General features: G+C 69.5%; 16 protein-coding genes and 1 pseudogene. 7 read left to right on the plus strand and 10 right to left on the minus strand.

Annotation, left to right across the window (positions count from 1 at the left end):
- Nucleotides 1-7 precede the first annotated feature (7 nt).
- From P8A20_RS38055 to P8A20_RS38070, 4 genes are all read right to left on the minus strand, one after another.
- Nucleotides 8-745 (minus strand): hypothetical protein, encoded by a 738-nt coding sequence (locus P8A20_RS38055; RefSeq protein ID WP_306105398.1) that lies wholly within the window; start codon nt 743-745, stop codon nt 8-10.
- Between the two features lie 3 nt (nt 746-748).
- The gene (locus tag P8A20_RS38060) at nt 749-1,354 is read right to left on the minus strand and encodes a sigma-70 family RNA polymerase sigma factor (protein ID WP_306105399.1); all 606 of its coding nucleotides are present in this window, start codon (nt 1,352-1,354) and stop codon (nt 749-751) included.
- Nucleotides 1,351-1,629 carry a hypothetical protein gene (locus P8A20_RS38065; protein ID WP_306105400.1) on the minus strand — a complete coding sequence of 93 codons (279 nt, stop codon included), beginning with the start codon at nt 1,627-1,629 and terminating at the stop codon, nt 1,351-1,353. Before P8A20_RS38065 ends, P8A20_RS38060 begins: the two co-directional genes overlap by 4 nt.
- A 357-nt stretch (nt 1,630-1,986) precedes the next feature.
- Nucleotides 1,987-2,901 (minus strand): hypothetical protein, encoded by a 915-nt coding sequence (locus P8A20_RS38070; protein WP_306105401.1) that lies wholly within the window; start codon nt 2,899-2,901, stop codon nt 1,987-1,989.
- Nucleotides 2,902-3,364: 463 nt separating this feature from the next.
- Here P8A20_RS38070 and P8A20_RS38075 point away from each other — a divergent pair, with 463 nt between their 5' ends.
- Entirely contained in the window at nt 3,365-4,792 is a 1,428-nt protein-coding gene (locus tag P8A20_RS38075) for a hypothetical protein (protein WP_306105402.1), read from the plus strand.
- 132 nt (nt 4,793-4,924) lie between these two features.
- Here P8A20_RS38075 and tpg read toward each other — a convergent pair.
- The 4 genes and pseudogenes from tpg to P8A20_RS38095 form a co-directional block, all read right to left on the minus strand.
- Nucleotides 4,925-5,474: pseudogene (gene tpg / locus P8A20_RS38080) on the minus strand (telomere-protecting terminal protein Tpg).
- Nucleotides 5,475-5,488: 14 nt separating this feature from the next.
- Nucleotides 5,489-5,665: a hypothetical protein gene (locus tag P8A20_RS38085; RefSeq protein ID WP_306105403.1), complete on the minus strand. Its 177-nt coding sequence runs from the start codon at nt 5,663-5,665 to the stop codon at nt 5,489-5,491.
- Between the two features lie 211 nt (nt 5,666-5,876).
- Complete coding sequence (locus P8A20_RS38090) at nt 5,877-6,716, minus strand: HNH endonuclease (RefSeq protein ID WP_306105404.1); 840 nt, start codon at nt 6,714-6,716, stop codon at nt 5,877-5,879.
- Nucleotides 6,716-8,329, minus strand: coding sequence for an AAA family ATPase (locus P8A20_RS38095; protein WP_306105405.1), 1,614 nt, complete (start codon nt 8,327-8,329; stop codon nt 6,716-6,718). The genes P8A20_RS38090 and P8A20_RS38095 overlap by 1 nt, the downstream gene beginning before the upstream one ends.
- A 301-nt stretch (nt 8,330-8,630) precedes the next feature.
- Between P8A20_RS38095 and P8A20_RS38100 the strand changes: the two genes are divergently transcribed.
- Nucleotides 8,631-9,902 (plus strand): competence protein CoiA, encoded by a 1,272-nt coding sequence (locus P8A20_RS38100; RefSeq protein WP_306105406.1) that lies wholly within the window; start codon nt 8,631-8,633, stop codon nt 9,900-9,902.
- Between the two features lie 40 nt (nt 9,903-9,942).
- Nucleotides 9,943-10,272, plus strand: coding sequence for a hypothetical protein (locus P8A20_RS38105; RefSeq protein ID WP_306105407.1), 330 nt, complete (start codon nt 9,943-9,945; stop codon nt 10,270-10,272).
- A 35-nt stretch (nt 10,273-10,307) separates the two neighbouring features.
- Here P8A20_RS38105 and P8A20_RS38110 read toward each other — a convergent pair whose 3' ends face one another.
- Nucleotides 10,308-10,571, minus strand: a complete 264-nt coding sequence (locus tag P8A20_RS38110; RefSeq protein WP_097243084.1) for a Thoeris anti-defense Tad2 family protein — start codon at nt 10,569-10,571, stop codon at nt 10,308-10,310.
- A gap of 332 nt (nt 10,572-10,903) precedes the next feature.
- Between P8A20_RS38110 and P8A20_RS38115 the strand changes: the two genes are divergently transcribed.
- The 4 genes from P8A20_RS38115 to P8A20_RS38130 all read left to right on the plus strand — a co-directional run bounded on the left by P8A20_RS38115 (nt 10,904) and on the right by P8A20_RS38130 (nt 15,111).
- Entirely contained in the window at nt 10,904-11,254 is a 351-nt protein-coding gene (locus P8A20_RS38115) for a hypothetical protein (protein WP_306105408.1), read from the plus strand.
- Nucleotides 11,255-11,409: 155 nt separating this feature from the next.
- Nucleotides 11,410-12,084 (plus strand): HNH endonuclease family protein, encoded by a 675-nt coding sequence (locus P8A20_RS38120; protein ID WP_306105409.1) that lies wholly within the window; start codon nt 11,410-11,412, stop codon nt 12,082-12,084.
- 1,205 nt (nt 12,085-13,289) lie between these two features.
- Nucleotides 13,290-14,558: an AlbA family DNA-binding domain-containing protein gene (locus P8A20_RS38125; RefSeq protein WP_306105410.1), complete on the plus strand. Its 1,269-nt coding sequence runs from the start codon at nt 13,290-13,292 to the stop codon at nt 14,556-14,558.
- 43 nt (nt 14,559-14,601) lie between these two features.
- Nucleotides 14,602-15,111: a hypothetical protein gene (locus tag P8A20_RS38130; protein WP_306105411.1), complete on the plus strand. Its 510-nt coding sequence runs from the start codon at nt 14,602-14,604 to the stop codon at nt 15,109-15,111.
- Between the two features lie 557 nt (nt 15,112-15,668).
- Here P8A20_RS38130 and P8A20_RS38135 read toward each other — a convergent pair.
- The gene (locus P8A20_RS38135; protein WP_306105412.1) at nt 15,669-16,559 is read right to left on the minus strand and encodes a hypothetical protein; all 891 of its coding nucleotides are present in this window, start codon (nt 16,557-16,559) and stop codon (nt 15,669-15,671) included.
- Nucleotides 16,560-16,604 lie beyond the last annotated feature (45 nt).

The following is a 16,604-nucleotide window of genomic DNA, read 5'->3' on the forward strand; positions in this document are numbered from 1 at the left end:
GGTGCCCCTACGGTAGGCCCGCTGAAGTAGGCGAGCAGGCAGCCAACCGAACATGCCGCGTTGCCGTCTCCTGGCCAGGCTGAGGCTGCTCGCCGTGGCCTGGAAAGAGGAGGAAGGTATGCATCTCGTCGTAGAACTCGGTGTCCTCCACCCGCACGGGCCTGCCGGGCGCGGGCGCCTCGCCATTGCGACCTGCCGCGGCTCCTGTGTCCCCTGCCGCACCGGCACTGGTGCCGGCCCAGGACGCCTCATCGCTTTCGGGCAGAGAAGCGATGAGGTGACGTGCGTCGCCGTGTCCCCAGTCCGCAGCCATGCGCAGCCATCGCCGTACCTCCGTGTCCCGGCGAGCCGGGGCGGTGCGCAGGAAGTCGCTGATGGCGCTGGCGTCCGCCTGCGCCGTGCTCCGCGCGGCCGCCAGGGCGCTGCGGAAGGCCGCCCCGGGGTGCTCGGCGTCCGTGGCGACAGCGAACCATGCGCGCGCGTTGTCGAGTTCGTCGCGGCGCAGGGCCTTGCTCCCGATCACGTACGCGCTGTTGGCATCGGCCCTCCGCTCCGCCTCCGCCTCGCTGAGCTCCTCATCCCTCTCGTACCCGCCCTCGCCCCAGCTGCCGTCCGGCCGGTCCCAGAAGTCCTCCTCACCGCCCGAGAGCCGGGAGAGCAACTGCTCGTAGGCCGACGTGATCCGCATGCCGTGGTCCTCATCCTCCGCCGGGTGGCCCGGTGCCTCGAATTCGTGGTCGCGCATCCCCTACTCACCGTCCTTCGCCAGGCGCCTGCGACCGGCGCTCTGCACGTACGCCGCCCTGACGAACGGGCTGACCTCCGGTGCGGCGCGTACTTTGGCGCGGCCGCGGTTGTACTGCGTGTCGACCTGCTGCCGGGAGATCCCGAGCGACTCGGCCACCTTCTTGGCAGACTCTCCCCGTGCCATGCGACTGGTCACCTCGCGTTGCTGCGGAGAGGCGATCCGGCTCATGCCCTGGGAGACCCTGGCCTCCAGTTCCTCGTCCTGCTCGTCCGGCTCCGCCTCCACCTGCACGTCGGCCAGGCCGGACAGGTCGACGTTGTCCATGAGCACGGTCCCACCGGCCCTCTTCAGCTTCTCCAACGCCAGTCGTCTCGCGGTCGTCTTGATGTAGGCGACCGGCTGCTTCGACGGGTCCAGACGACCGCTCCTCAACACCATGAAGACGGCTTCGGTGGTCACGTCCGCGCGCTCGTCCGGGTTGAGCTGCGAGAAGCAGCCGAGCGAAGCGATGACCTTCCTGCGCAATTCCTCATACCCTTCAGAGCCCAGGTTCTCGAGGTAGGCACGGCCCGCGTCGTACTGGCCGCCGCCGTGACCGGGGCTCACCACAGCCGGTACTCCCCATGCTCCGTACCCGGTGCCGACCAGCAGGTGAGCACTGTCCCGTCGGGCGCCTCGTAGCGCAGCACCGTGCCAGGCGGCATGCCGCGCATCAGCTCCAGGAGTGCCGAGTTGCCGGCCGCGGTCGGCACGGTGACGGGGCCGGCCGGGGGGCGGGCGCCGTGGTGCCGCGAGCGCCTGAACGCAGGGCGGTCGAGCAGGACGAGCATGTGGGGGAGCATCTGGAGGACGAGCGGGATCAGCTCGGGGAACTCGGGCATCGGGTAGGGGACTTCCTCGGGTCGGGGCCGGCGACTTACTTCACCGGCTCATAGGCCCGCCCGCCTCCGTTTCTCAACAGCGGCCTCACCTCAATTTCTCCCCTCGTGAGGTGAAGGCCTGTGAACTGGGCTTTTGTCTTTCGCCGCGACGCAGATTCTCTGTGACGCCCGGGCGCTCAGCAGCGCCCCGCGCGCCCCCGGCGCGGTGCGGGAGCGCACGGCCAGGCATATGCGCCCCCGCACGGGACGGGGTGGGAACGCTGCCGTGGACGTGCCCGGCCCTGCCGCGTCAGCTCCTGTCCGGGCGCCGTTCCCCGCCGGAACGGACCCCAGGTGCGGAGCTGTTGCCGGTGTGGTTCATGTCAAGACGGACCGGAGCCGGGCGAGGGTCTCGACGCGGTTGTCGTCGAGGGTGCGATTCCATTTCAGGTTGGAGTACCACACCGGCCGTCCGGTGGCCGGGTCCAGGAAGTCGACGGAGCATCCGGTCGAGGTATGGGGGTGATCGCAGCGGCAGGTGCACGTCTTGGCCGTGACCTCCCATCCCAGTCCGCAGGGCCCCTTCGTCAGAAGCCGGACGAGGTCGGAGCAGGGCGGCCCGTCCGTCGTCTCCAGCCGGATCCCCCTGCCGCTGGTCCAGACGTCGGTGCTGTTGACCGGTCCGGCGCCGGCGGTCGCCCGGATCCGGCGCAGCAGAGACGACAGGATGTCGAACGGCTGGACCCTCTGGGCGTCGTAGGCCGCCTCTTCGACGGTTGTCCAGTCCGGTCGCCGCAGCACAGACCCGTAGACGCCCTCGCGCTTCGCGGCGATCCGCTCCCACCTGTCCGGGCTGAATCCGCGCAGGAGGATCGCCGCCTTCAGGCCCGGCCGGTAGAGGCGTACCCCGCCGGGGACACGGGCGCTGCGCAGCCCGGGCACACCGCTCACCCGGTCGCGCGGGTCCTCGCCAGCGTCCCTGATGTCGCTGACCCGGGGATACAGGAACTCGACCCAGTGACCGAGGACCGCCGGCTCGTCGACGAGCCGGAGGGTGAGCACGTCCTCTTGGGGCCGCACGCGGACGATGCCCAGCGCATGACAGCTCAGACCGCCCATCGCGCAGACCCGCTGGAAGACCTCGGCCTCCAGCCGGGCCTGCTCGGCGTCACGCGCAGCCGGGATGGACAGCCCCTGGCCCGGGCCGGACAGCAACGGGTGCAGAGCCTGGTGGGATTCACCGGTGCTGCGCCGCCGGTCGGCGGTGAGGTGGAGAGCGGCCGCAGGGTTCATGAGTGTTCTTCCGCGCGGAACCGGCCCCCGGGCGGTACGCGCTGTGAAGGAAGGGACGGTGCGGCAGATCGTGCGGTGACACTTCTGGCCGGTCCTCGGCGACGGAAGCAGCGGGGGCGTCGTCCGTCGCGCGGCCGGGCGTTCACAGGCCCGCACACCATGGAAGCCGTCCGGCAGTGCCACCGTCAACCCGGCGCGCGGGCGCACTGAGCCGAAGCACGGTGCTTGCCGCCATCGGCATCCGGTGGCCTGCGGCTTCGGTAGGACAAAGCAGAGTGGTTGTCACCGATGCGGCGCTCTACCTGTCACCAGCGACAACCGAAGCAGGGGCGATGTCACCGCGTTCGGCTTCGGCGGGCACGGTGCCGAGCGGCGGCCCTCGGCGATCGCGGGCCATATTTCACGCGCCCTACGCGAACCCCGCCTTCTACGATCACCTGGTACGAGTGCTGGAGGGGCGGGAATGATCGAGAACATCGAGGACGGGGCAGCGGCAGCGATACGGCTCGCGGGCGGTACGCCGCTTCACAGCACGCTTGATATCGCCGACCCCGGTCACTGGCTCGCGCTGGACGAAGGAGTGCGCGAGGTGGCCTGGAACCGCCCGCAGTTCCTGCCGGCGCCGAGGTGGGAGCACTCCGCCCCACTGCCCGCCGACCTGACTCAGCTCGGTGAGTCTCGGCTCGCACTCGCCCTCTGCCACCGCGACGGGCGGATCCGTCAGGAGGCGGTACGTCAGTCGGTTCGATACCCCGGTCTGCTGCCGCTGGTCGTGATCCGCTGCGCCGATTGGGTCGAACCGGTGCGCGAGCACGCCCGGCAGCTGCTGCGCGAAGCTCTGACCGTTGACTCTGCCCTCGGCCTCGCGCCGCTCATCCTCAGCGTCGGCCGCCGCGACCGAGGCGCCTTCGGCGTCGAGGTGCTCGGCCAGATCCTGGGCCAGGCAACCCACAGACAGCTCTCTGTTCTCCTCGCTGACCCCGACCGTATCGTCCGGCGGTTCGCGTACCGGCTCGCCATCGAGGGCCGACTGCTCCGTCCCGCCGAGCTGGCCCGTGCCGCCGCACTGGACCAGGACACCGTGGTCCAGAACCTGTGTGCCACAGCTGCGCTCACCGGCCTGGGGGATGAGGATGCCTACGAGCATGTGCTGTCTCCCCTGCTGTCCGCACGCAACCCACGTACCCGTTCGGCCGGCGTCACCGCCCTGAGACGGGCGGAGCGGTCAAAGCAGGCCGAACTGTTTCTCAGTGACCGCTCCGCGCTCGTGCGTGCGTGTGCCCGGTACGTCGTAAGCCAGCTGGGAGGTGACCCGGTTGCCTGGTACCGGGAGCGGTGCACAGCACCGGGCGCCCCCGAGTTGCCGCCTGGTGCGGTCATCGGGCTGGCCGAGTGCGGGATCCGCGCGGACGCCGGGCTGCTGCGGCCGCTGCTCGTGCACCCGGCGCCCGGGGTACGGGCGCGAGCGGTGGCAGGACTGCGGGCACTGGACTGCGTAGATGCGAAAGTGCTGTGGCCACTCCTTGACGACCCTGCCGCCGGTGTCGTCCGCGAGACCGCCACCGCCCTGCTGCCCTCGGCCAAGGAATCGCCCGCCGACTGGCTAGCGGAGCGCACCACCTCCGAACGGCCGCGGCACGTCCGCGTCGGCGCATTCCGGCTGCTCGACGCCCGCGGCGGCATCGTGGCGCTACGGGCGGCGGTCGGTCTGCTTGAGGACCCGGACATCAAGCTGCGCACCTGGGCGGGACAATCAGTGCAGCGCTGGCATCCGTCGCCGGACGAGTGGCATGGCGACGCGGAGGTGGGTGAACTGCTCGACCGGAGCCGACACCTCTTCAGCGACTACGTACTACGCCGACGTAAATGGGAAGCCGGCGTGGACAGCTGAGACCGCACAGCGGTCCAGAACTCTGCTCCGCACTCACCGTCCGGTGGCCCCGGTGACAGCACGCCTGCCTTGACGACACCTGTCGTGCTTCGGCTCACGCACCCGCAAACCGCCCCGCCAGCCCGTTCTCGCCTACAGCCGGAACTGGAGGTCGAGGAGGTCGGTGAGTTCGACTTCGAGGCCGTGGGCGCGGCGTCCGTTGTCGCGGAAGTAGGTCTCGCCGAGTGCTTCGGCGGTGAGCTGGAGCAGCTGGTCCTCGTCGAGTCCGGAGGCCTGGGCGTCGAGGAGGCGGGCGGCGTGGCAGGGCGAGGGTGAGGTGGCGGATGCGGGACTGGTCGGTGGATCCGGCGGCGGCGGTGTAGCCGAACCGGGCCTGCACGTCGATCATGATGCCGTCGGTCGTGGCCGCTTGTCGCCGGGCCCGGGCCCTGACCTGCGGCTGCCACCGGCTGCGGACCTCTCCCTCCAGCCGGGTGGCCAGCTGCGGTCGGGGATGCTTGATCTGGCCCTTCACATACCGCTCCACGGTGCGCTGGCTGATGCCGAGCAGACCGGCTACCTGGTGGGTGCTGCCCTGGTGCTGGCGCACCAGGTAACGCATCTACGCCCCGGCGGACTTGGGCACCGGGCGTGTGAACGCCCCCTGGACCGCCCGGCTGAGCTCTTCTTCAACGGTGATCATCCGCCGTACGCTCCCTATTCTCCGGTGTCCCGGGCGGTGACTTCGCCGGTCTTGATGTAGCGGGCGAGGTTGGCGACCTTGCCTTCTGCGCCGAGCTGCTCCAAAAGCCGGGCCGCACCACCAGCACCGCGACCCGGTCGCACTGCCGATCGCCACACCGCATCCGGGCGCTTCACGGCGGTCGCGTCCAACAGCCCGCTTCCTGGCGGCGATCCCGCGCATGCGACCGCGCCCAGACCTCACCCACGGCCGTGCGGGCGCCGCCTCGGCCATGCCGCGCCTCTATGGCGTGCTCGGAGGGGCATCATGGGGTGCGGAGCCCGTCCGGCGCCCTTCGCACGTCGTCAAGACGGGCCGCACTGCTGGTAGCCCCCCGGTGGGCCCCGGCCGGACACCACAGGCTCATTGCGGCCATCCGCCTGCGCAGAAGGTGTCGTCTTCTGCCAGAGTCCGGTAGGTCACTCCTTCCCAGCCGTTGGGACGGTCGGCGAGCCGGGTCTCGGCTTCGGCGGCCAGGTAGGCGCGCACCGGCTCCTCGCCGCCCACCTGCAACAGGCTGGTGAGTTGTCGCCGGATGCCCGCCAGGGTGCGGTTGGCCTGCACGGCGAACCGCTCAGCAAGCCGGAACCGCTCGAAGTGATGCCGGGTCCTCTGCGCGAGTACCTGCTCCCACGAGGTCGGGGGACTGACGAAGAACTCAAGCCAGAGAGGGCTTGATTCCACGATCCTCGCCTCGAGCCACCGGTCCTGGTCTATGCGGTCCAGGTAGGGGTGCAGCAGCGTCGTCTCCGCGCTCGAGGGCACCCTTTCGCCCTTGGCGTGGTTGCACTCGGCACACGCCGGCACGAGATTGAGTGGATCCACACACAGCGCGGGGAACAGCTTCTTCGGCAGGAAGTGGTCCAGCGTGGTGACGGTGCCATGCCCGCACAGGGGACACCGCTCGTACAACGGGGCCCGCATCAACTGGTCGTAGATCTGGCGGCCCTTCCCCTCGACCATGCCGTTCTTGTAGACCCACCGCACAGCATCGTCAGCACCGATCCCCGGCACAGAGAAGGACCCGCTCCTCAGATCGTGCAGAGCGCCCTCCTGCGCGGCGACGCGCAAGCGCGCCCCCGCGTCCTCGACGCTCTCCCCGGCGGCAACGAGCCGTTCGCGGCGCTGCGGGTCACGGGTATTGCCCACGCACGTGTCGAAGCTGAGGCGCGCGGACACGGCTGGTGGCTCGAGCGGCCACATCAGCGGCGCTCCCGGTAGGCCAGAAGGATCCGGACCAGCCCTTTGGCCTCACCGCCGAGCTGGCCGCCGAAACGGGCCAGGACCTCCTCGTAGGACCCGCACTCCCTTACCGCCTTCTCGATCTCGGCCTGGAAGCCGGACTGGGCGACCTCCAGGCCGAAGACCTCGTGCGTGAGGATGCCGACGTTCTCCCCGTAGGTTTCGATCTCCGGCCGCACGGGCCGGACACCGCGGTCCCAGCGGCCGATCTTCCAGACACACGAGCGCGGCACCTCCTGCAGGACCACCGGCGAGTGCGTGGCGATGACCGCGACGCCGTTGCGGTCGGCGAGAAGATCCGACACAGCCCTGACGAACGACGCCAGCAAGGGCGGGTGAAGATGTGCCTCGGGTTCGTCCAAGAGCACCAGGGACGCCTCGGCAACTGTCTCCACGAGCCGCGTCATGGTCAGCAGGACGATCGCGTGCCCCGAACTCAACGAGGCAAAGAGTGCCTCGGCCCTTTCCTTGTCCTCTGTCAGGAACGCCCCGTGTTCCCGCAGATCCCTCGCGAAACTGTGGACGGGAGACTGGTGGAAGTGAGGGTCGCTGCCCAGCCTGTCCAGCGCGGCGACCCACCGGTCGACACGGCCGGCAGCCACGACCTCCGCCACGCTCCTACTGAATCCCCTGCGCAGGTCCTCGTAGGAGCTGCGCTCTCCTGTGGGCCGGCCCATCTCATCGACCTTGGCCAGACCTACGTACTGGTAGGCAACCGAGGGTGACGCTCGTCCGTACCCATCCTGAGAGTCCCAGCCAATCAGCTCGCCCTGCCCGCTTTCGCCCTCAGAGCGCCCCTGGGAAGGATCAAAGGCGCTGAAGGTCACCGAGACCACGTTGACGAACGTCCCGGGCCCAGACGCCCCTTCGATCCGCCCCTTGTCAGCACCTCGTTGGTCAGGGTTCGTCACTGCGCTGGTAAGACCGCTGAGCAGGGTGGTCTTTCCCACGCCGTTTCGGCCTATCAGGACGTGCACGTTCGTCGGCGGAGTGGAATGGGGCCGTACAGCGAAGGAGAGGCGCCAGGGACCGGGCGCGGCTTCCTCATCGCACGGAGGGGCGGGCGCGACGTAGGAGAAGTTGTAGTCCGTGAACTGCGAGCCTCCCCAGGCGATGCGCCGGAACTGGACCCCGACTGTCTGGGGCGCGACCGCGTGAAGCAACGACGCGTGCGTCACGTCCCACAGCGTCGCCTGATCGAACAGGTCCTCGTCGTAGGCGATGTCGCACAGCCCGTCCAAAATTTCCGCACGCAGCATCGGGCCAAGTGCCCGGATGTTGCCGTAGTAGCTGTCGTTCTGGCCGACCGAGAACCAGTACAAGCGGCGCTCGTGCCCCGGTCCCAACGAGGCGAAGTCCCCAACCTCCAGGGGACGTTCCCCTCGGATGAGGTCGGCATAGCCGATCTTGACCAAACCCAGCTCGCGGTCTGCTCCCGCACCATCGCGGAACCACAGTCGATACAGCGTGCAGTACTCATCACCCTGCGTTGGCGACACCGGCGCCGGCACCAGGACACACCCGCGAGCACCACCTCGCAGATGCTCGTCCTCCCGTAGCACGGTGAACCGCACGAACCCCTCCTGCCGCAGACTGCCCTGCCCCTGGGTGCCTCCGCCGAAGAGGCACGGACGCGACCACTTTGCGAGTGGTTCGTCAACCGTACTGAGGCTGATGACCACGCGTCGGCTTTCGGCAGCCGACGACCCTCCGCCGGACCGCGGCCAAGCCGCGCCAAACCGGCCACGCCCAGGCCCCCCAGCTCTGCAGCTGCCCGCTCCCGCACCGGGGTTCGGCCGATCTCCGCAATTCAAGCCCGGGCCCGCTCTGGCGTGGGGACACTGGGGATGCCGATGGGCGTCAGGGGGGGGGCTGATGGGTTACACCGCTGTGCATCCGGTCTGGGGCCGACTGGACGTGTCGCTGAACGACTTGGGGTGCGGGCGCACCTGGGGGGAGATCCACCGGGTCAAGGGAATGCGACTGGCATGTCCGGAATGCGGCGGAAGAGTTTTCGCCCGATCCTCCCGCTACGGCCTGCGCCACTTCTACCACCAGGTACGGCCGCCGGACTGCGAGCTGGCGAACGAGTCGCCGGAGCATCACTTCCTGAAGCTGGAGCTGGCCATGGCGGCCCGGGCGGCCGGGTGGCGCGCGGAGCTGGAGGTCAGCAGCGACCTACGGGACTGGCGGGCCGACGTCCTGGTCTTCGACGACCGGGACCGGCCCTTCATGGCGCTGGAGGCGCAACTGTCGCCGATGACGCCCACCGAGGCCAGGATGCGCACCGACCGCTACGCGCGCGACGGGGTGGGGGCGTGCTGGGTCGCCATGCAGGACCGCCCCTGGACGCGCGCCGTGCCCACGCTCAGAGCCACCGTCCCCGCTGAGGGAGAGAATTCCTGGACGGTGCGGCACGGACTGGCCCGCTACACCTGGACACCCCGCACCCTGAAGGCGAAGGCCACGTGGGAGCACATCACCTGCCCGCTCGGCGACGCCCTCGCATGGATCCTCCAGGGGAAGGTGCGCGTTCACACAGCGGTGAACGGGACGGTGTGGTGGACGGCGCCCGCCTACGAGGAACGGGCCCTGGAGCGTGCGCGGCTGGAGGCCGACGCCGAAGCTCCCGAGCAGGAGGCCGCCGCGGAGCGCCGCCGTGAACAGGCCGCGGCCGCCGACCGGCGCCGCCGGGCCGCCGAGCAGCGGGCCCTGGACCGCCAGGCCGAACTTGAGGAACGGCACAACGAGATGCAACGGCTGGCGGGGTTCTTCCAGCGCACCGGTTTCGACCTCACGGCCTGGGACACCTTCACCAGGTTGGTCCGCTCCGCCTCCGGCAAGGCGATCGCGTACGGGGAGCAGAGCCCCCGCTACGGCAACGGCCTGCTGGTCCACGCCCGAGCCCGGGGGACAGACGGCGGTTACGCCTTGGCCGCCGTGGTCTGCCCCGACCCCCGCGCGCTCACCCGGTGGCCGGAGAAGCTCGACGTCTTGGTCCCCGACCACACCTGGCTCGCCCGCATCCGGGCCGCCGCCAGGGTCCCGCTGCGGGTCGCCGTACTGGACCCCCGCACCGGACGCAGCACCTTCGAACGCATCCTCCCACCATCGGTTCAAAGTCCGGCGCCGGACCGCCTCGAATGAGCCCACCACAGGAGCCCGCGCGTCGTTAGATCTCCCGTTCATGAGCCGCTTACCCGATCCACCCGCACCCGCCGTGACCTGGCGACCCGAGGTACTGGAAGCAGTCAGGGCCACCCCCGCCCCGCTGTACGCGGTGGCGCTCCCGGACACCGCCGGTCACGGATGGAACATCAGCCTCCAGGACGGCGAGGGTGAGGTCCGCGAGTCCTTCACGGCCACCGATCTGGAGGAGGCTGACCGCGATCTCCAGCAGCGGGGGTATCTGTCCATGGCCTCGGCGATGGGCCGTGACTGGGAACGGCTGACACCGAACCGCGGTGAGAGCAGACATGGCACACCGGTCTTCCGGGACCCCGGAGAGCTCCTCTGACAGCGCCGGCCAGCGAGCGTGCGCCCCCGGGGCGGTTATGCGGGTGGCTGCCCGGAGATGCCGATGTACCAGTCGTCTGCCTCGGTCATCCCGTCCATGCTGGGCTGGTAGGGCTTGACGACGTCATCGGCGTCCTTGAAGTACACCGTGACGCACAGCGGGTACTCCTTCCCGGTGGGCGCCGTAACCGTCTCCCGGGGGGCCACCCACACGAACTTCCCCGGCTGCTCCCACTTCTGGCGGGCGAAGGTCAAGGCGGGGTCCGCCGTTCCCCGCCGCAGCAGATCTGACCAGCTCATGTACGTCACCTCGTGAGCGTAGAGCCCGAACCCTGTGGACCGGTAACGCAGTTGACAAACTCGGCCGCCGTCCACCTACCGCCCCGGCACCGGACCCTCGCCTGTAGTGCGCTCGCCACTTGGCAACCCGTTTCCGGACCGGGTCACGCACGCACCTGTTTTTCCCAGGACGCGCGCCGTCTGCAGCCGAACAGGGGCAGCGGAAAGCGGGCCGTGGTGGACCGATCGCGCACCGCCGCGCGCTACGCAGCGGGGGCAGACCGTGGCCCCTGCTGAGCAGGGGCTTCGCCGAACGGGTCCACCGCGCCACGGACATGAGAGAGGATGCTCCTGTGATCATCGGGGATCTGTCAGCACGGCTGGCCGACGCGCGCGCCCGCGTCATCATCGAGCTCAGCCGCGCCGTGACCGACTGGGGCGGGCAGGTGCCCGAAGACCCCGGGGTGGCCGAGCTGGCCGTCCTCCTGGAGGACGCCGCAGCGAACCTCCACGCCATCACCTCCTTCACCCGGACCGAACTGGCTGGTGCGGTCGCCCACCTGAGGGCTGCGGACCGCCTCGGCGGGCTCCTTCCGGCCGTGACCCTGTGGCACCTGGGCCAGGCGCTCCGGCGGGCCGCGCCCCTCCGGGGTACCGCAGAGCCCACCACGGCTCCTGGCGAACCGGCGCCGCAGACCTGCTGAGCCGACAGCGACGTCTCCAGCCACCGGATCAGGCGTGCCCGAGCGGTTGCGGGCAGGCGGAGCGCTGAAACGTTCTGACGGTGAACGATGTCCCCCGGGCGGGTGAGCGTGCGCTGCCGGCTTCACCGTGAGCGGATCACGGCCGGTAGAACGCCATGGTGATCAAGAAACTCGTGCGCGGGCTCAGCGCACTCTCCCTCGCCCTCGTCCCCCTTCTCTCCGCCCCCGCCGCCCAGGCCGCCCCGACGGCCGAGGTGACCACCCTGGCCGACGCGGTCGGCCTGGTGCAGGCGGCGCAGGAGGACCGCACCGGGTACACCCGCAGCTCCTTCAAGCACTGGAACTTGGGCGAGGACACGTCCGACGGGTGCAACACCCGAAACGAGGTCCTCATCTCCGAGGCGGTCATCGCGCCGACGGTGGAGACCGGCTGCAAGCTGACCGGCGGCACGTGGATCTCCTACTACGACGGCCAGGAAGTCACCAGCGCCGGGGCCCTGGACATCGACCACATGGTGCCGCTAGCCGAGGCCTGGGACTCCGGCGCCTCCGCCTGGACCGCGGCACGGCGCGAGGCCTACGCCAACGACCAGGAGGCGCACACCTCCCTCGTCGCGGTGACCGCACGCACCAACCGGCAGAAGGCGGACCAGGACCCGACGGACTGGATGCCGCCGTCCCCCGAGGCACAATGCCGGTACGTGGGGGAGTGGGTGGCCACCAAGATCCGCTGGCAGCTCACCGCGGACGACCGCGAGCTGGAGACGCTGAAGGCGTACGCCGACGAGCCGTGCAAGGACACCATCGTCCGCTACACACCGGCCGCCTGAACCCTCCCCACCCCTCGGGGACCGGGCCGGCGATCGACCGTGTCGCGTGGAGTCACCGAAACCGCAGGACAGGCAGGGTCCTGCCACACCGCCCGTGACGTACGCGAGGGCAGCGGCCCGCCCGGGATGCGCAGAAACCGAAGAACTGCGCACCCCCAGTTCCCCGAAAACGCCGATCCTGAAAAGTTCGGGGAGGGCGAACGGCCCACTTTTCAGGTCATGGCGCTCGCGAAGAATCCGAAGCCTGAAAAGTTCGCAAAAGTGGAATCAGCGAACCAGGAATCTGGCCCGTATGGCGAATGCGTGGCGCTGAAAACTCGCGAAAATATGAGTTCGGGTTTTTCGGCCGGACGGCAGATCAAGATTTCGCGGGAATTTGGGTGGCTGAGAACAAAAAACGGCTCTTCGGAGTGGATTCATCCACTCCGAAGAGCCTAGAATGACTGTGCCGGTGAATCACGGGATCCCGTGATTCACCGGCACAGTCTCGGACGTGATTCACGCGCCGGGAGTCATCGGGCGTTCTCAACCTCTGACCCCTGGAGCTCTCCGAGACGGCCGCGAGGTTTGGACCATGGGCGTGGTCTTGGCCTCGCGGCCGCCCTAGAGGTACTGCTGGAGCAGCAGAACCACGTGTTCATGTACGTACGGCCACAGACGGATCGAGATCGTGACTCCGCGGTAGAGAACCCTCAGCCCTCGGCGCGCGGGATCTGCGACCCACGGCTTTCGGTGTGAGCACGGAAGCGGGGTACCGGACGTAACTCCCGGGGTTCTCTGATCCGGCACCTCGGGTGGCGCTGCTTCATTTCGGGTCATGCCCGTGCGGTCCTTTCTGGAGTGGGTGAATTGGCCTCGCTTATCAGTAGATCCTCGGTGGGGTGCTTGAGTCAATTCCTTAAGGGATAGGTGAACTGATTTTCTGTGCGGATTCCTCCGGAGGGGGATTTGCCCCCTTTCTCGTCGATCGTGTGAACGAATTTTTGGCTGCCGGAAATTCTTTACCCGGAGGCCTGTCACGACCGCCGCTGGGTGGCACGACGCAGCGGCGCCGACCCGGCAAGGACTCCTGCCGCCCACCGACCACCCGCCCGAAACAGAGGCCGACGAGCGGACAGCGCCCCTGTGTCAGTGCCCCTCCCTACCCTTGAGTCCAAGGCAAGTTGCGGCCCGGGCCCGGGCCTCTGCATGAGAGCGGGACGCGCGTGACCTCGATCTATCTCTCCTCCGACAACCCCCGCTGGGTGCCACGGTCCGAGGAGGACCTCCAAGGCGCGATCGACGGTGGCCTGTTCGAGGAGAACCACCACCTCGACCTCAAGAAGGCCCCGGGCACCAAGAGCGACAACAGGGAGCTGGCCCGGGACCTGGCCTCGTTCGCCATAGACGGCGGCACCCTGGTCATCGGCGTCCAGGAGAACAAGGAGAGCCGGACCTTCGAGCTTGCACCCCAGCCGCTCAACGGGCTCCCGGAGAAGATCGAGTCGGTCGCCCGCACGATCCCCGACCCCCCGCTCACCGTCATCACCGAGGAGATCACCGCCAAGACCGCGGACGGCACCGGGTACCTCATCGTGCACATCCCGGCCAGCCCCGTGGCCCCGCACATGGTCGACAACAAGTACTACGGCCGCGGCGACAAGACGAAGTACCAACTGGGTGACGCCGAGGTCGTCTCCCTCCACGCCCGGCGGCGTAGCACCGAAGCCGACACCCTGACCCGGCTGCGCACGGAGATGGACAACGACCCGCTGCGCAACGTCGACGACCAGTCCCACCTCTTCCTCGTGGCCCGCCCCACAGCCGCGCGCCGCGACGTGTGCCTGCCCATCACCGGCGCCCCCGACTGGCAGCCGCGCCTCCTCACGTTGGTCGAAAAGGCGAAGTCCAGTGAGACCGTGCCCGCCACGCTGGCGACGTTCCACCCCGACATCGATGACGCCTACCAGGCACACCGCAGGGCCAGGGGAGTGGCGCTCAGCTCCCGCGGACTCAACCCGGACCGCACCTACGCACACGAGCAGCCGCAGCATGTTCGCGAGGCAGTGATCGAAGTCCAGCTCTTCGAAGACGGCGGACTGCGCCTGTACATGTCCCGCCTCTCCATCGGCGTCTCCAGCCCCCACCGGCCGGAGGAAGGCGAGGAGCAGCTGCTGGCCGACGATGCCGCTGTGCTTCTCACCTGGCGTGTGCTGGAACTGATGCGGCTGGTCTCCGAAGAGGTCGGCTACCACGGCAACTGGGCGATCGGGGCCGGCGCGAACCGGCTGCACGGCCGCCGGCGGTACACCGGGCAGTCGAGTTTTCCCGCCAACGACCGCTACAGCGACGACACCTACGAGGAGACCACCGGCACCACCCTTGCCGAACTCCGCGACCAACCGGGCGCCGTCACCCGCCGGCTCCTGGGCCCGATGCTGCGCTCCCTGGGCTCGGAAGCCCTGTTCGCAGGGGCACTGGGTGACCAGTCCTGACGGCAAGCCCGGCCGCACCGGCCACCGACTCCGATCCGGTGGCATGAGGCTCACCGACCTTCGGCCGCTGATGGCCCGCCGGCGGGACGGCGCGCTCAGCTTCGAGCGCTTCCGTACCGACCCGACGGTGGCCGTCCTGCGGTGGCCCGACGACGTCCTGGAGCAGTTCCTCTTCGACCACGGCGACAACACCGCCTTCATCAACGACTACAACACCATCGACCTGCGTGACATCACCTGGCAGCTGGAGACCATCCCCGCCGCCCACTTCACCGGCATGACCACCGGCGCCTCCGACGAGGGCTGCATCGAGAACTACGCGAAGAACCCGGTGCACTGGGTCGCCGTCCGGCCCCCGCAGGTCGCCCTCCACTGGGAGACGCACGGGACGTGGCTGCGCCCGCCGCTCCTGATCGAGCGGCGTCTCCTGGACCCGGCCGCCGGCGGGCTGCAGGTCCTGGAGGGCCGGACACGCGTCGGGGTGCTGCGCGGACGCCTGCGCGAGCACCTGCACGTCGCCCCCGACCACCAGACATGGGTCGCCCGCCAGTGACGAAAAGGGCTCCGCTTCTGTGCGTACGCTGCGGGCGTCCACCCGTTTTCACAGAGAGATACGGATGGTGGGGAACCCTTCTGCCGGCCAGTGCCGGAACCTGTCTCTGCCAACTCTTCGTGCTCCGACCGAACTCCCGCCCGGGTATGAACGCTCCGTGCCCTGAGCGCGGGTGGGGCTGGGCGGCGGCAGGGAGGCCGCGCCCGGTGCGCTACCGTCCCGGGGGTATGGAGCACGCGGCGCGGCTACCCTTCATCGACCCGGAGTCGGACTACCCCTGCTGTTGGTACTGCCCGGCCTTGCGGTTGCCGCGTGAGGGGTTTCTGGTTGCCGACCGGCCCAGCAGGAGCTGGCCCTTCGACGCCGCCGACGGGTTCCGCTACACCACGGACGGCAGGATCCCGGTCTGCGTGCATCCGGGCCGGGTAGGGCTTCAGCCGGAACGGACAGCCCCACCGCCCGCCACCGGGCCGGCCTCTGAGCTGGTCCCGGACCCGGCGCAGACTCCGGATGGCCGCCGCTGGTGGTGGCGGAACCGGACGCGCCCCTGACGTTTGTCAGGATCCGCCGGTGGGCACGCTGCGCAGCCCGAGGGTGAAGTCGGCCGGCTCCTGCTGATCGTCCGCGATGATCCGCAGGACGCTGTCGGCGAGCTGCTGCGGGTGGGCGGTCTTGAGGCTGACGCTCAGGGTCTCGTGGGCGTCGTAGACCGTGGAGCCGTCACCGAGGTCGCGGCCGTCGGAGTCCTTGACGATCGACCACGCGCAGTCGCCCCGGTAGAAGGTGTACTCCTCCTCGGTGGTGTGGAGCGTGATGTCGCAGCCGCACCCGAAGCCGTCCTCGGGGTCCTCGAACGCACCGTCCTCGTGGCGCCGGTTCAGCGTCACCGTGCCGTTGTGCTGCTTGGTGAGCAGCTCGGCGACGGCCACCACCGTTGCGTGGACGTCAGCCGCAATGGGGGCAGAGGCCGGAGCGGCGTCCAGCGCGCGCACGATGCCGGGCGCATGCTGGGCGACCAGAGCCCGAACCTGCTGGGACACCGACTGGAGAGCTGCCAGGGCGTCGGCGAGGTTCGCCTCCTGCCCAGGCTCGGCCGGGGCGGGCAGGACCGTCTCGCCGCGCCCGGCAATCCGCCCGACCGCACCCCCGAGCTCCTGCAGCGCCTCTGCCTGGTGCTCCAGCTGGACGAAGAGGCCCGCCGCGGCCGTCGCGGCGTCCTGCGGGGTGTACAGCGACCACGGGCTCGACAGCGCGGTCACCACGGCCCCGGTGGTCTCCACGGCCGCGCTGACCATCTCCAGCGAGTCCACCGGGTCGTGCAGTCCATGCTCGACCGCCGAACGGACCTCCCCGACCAGGTCGTTGGGTTCGCGCACGCCCCGCCGGAACACCTCGTGCCACCCGGGGGCGTCGGTTACCTCAGCCTCTGGGCCCTCGTTGATGAACATCCCCAAATCCTCCCAGAACCCGGCCAGGAAGAGAGTTACCCAGCG

It is taken from the genome of Streptomyces sp. Alt3 (genome assembly GCF_030719215.1).
Taxonomy (GTDB): domain Bacteria; phylum Actinomycetota; class Actinomycetes; order Streptomycetales; family Streptomycetaceae; genus Streptomyces; species Streptomyces glycanivorans.

Excerpts from the sequence above, each read along its gene's own strand:
- P8A20_RS38055 (WP_306105398.1), bottom strand. The coding sequence starts at position 745 with ATGCGCGACCACGAATTCGAGGCACCGGGCCACCCGGCGGAGGATGAG.
- P8A20_RS38065 (WP_306105400.1), bottom strand. The coding sequence starts at position 1,629 with ATGCCCGAGTTCCCCGAGCTGATCCCGCTCGTCCTCCAGATGCTCCCC.
- P8A20_RS38070 (WP_306105401.1), bottom strand. The coding sequence starts at position 2,901 with ATGAACCCTGCGGCCGCTCTCCACCTCACCGCCGACCGGCGGCGCAGC.
- P8A20_RS38075 (WP_306105402.1), top strand. The coding sequence starts at position 3,365 with ATGATCGAGAACATCGAGGACGGGGCAGCGGCAGCGATACGGCTCGCG.
- P8A20_RS38090 (WP_306105404.1), bottom strand. The coding sequence starts at position 6,716 with ATGTGGCCGCTCGAGCCACCAGCCGTGTCCGCGCGCCTCAGCTTCGAC.
- P8A20_RS38100 (WP_306105406.1), top strand. The coding sequence starts at position 8,631 with ATGGGTTACACCGCTGTGCATCCGGTCTGGGGCCGACTGGACGTGTCG.
- P8A20_RS38105 (WP_306105407.1), top strand. The coding sequence starts at position 9,943 with ATGAGCCGCTTACCCGATCCACCCGCACCCGCCGTGACCTGGCGACCC.
- P8A20_RS38110 (WP_097243084.1), bottom strand. The coding sequence starts at position 10,571 with ATGAGCTGGTCAGATCTGCTGCGGCGGGGAACGGCGGACCCCGCCTTG.
- P8A20_RS38120 (WP_306105409.1), top strand. The coding sequence starts at position 11,410 with ATGGTGATCAAGAAACTCGTGCGCGGGCTCAGCGCACTCTCCCTCGCC.
- P8A20_RS38130 (WP_306105411.1), top strand. The coding sequence starts at position 14,602 with ATGAGGCTCACCGACCTTCGGCCGCTGATGGCCCGCCGGCGGGACGGC.
- P8A20_RS38135 (WP_306105412.1), bottom strand. The coding sequence starts at position 16,559 with ATGTTCATCAACGAGGGCCCAGAGGCTGAGGTAACCGACGCCCCCGGG.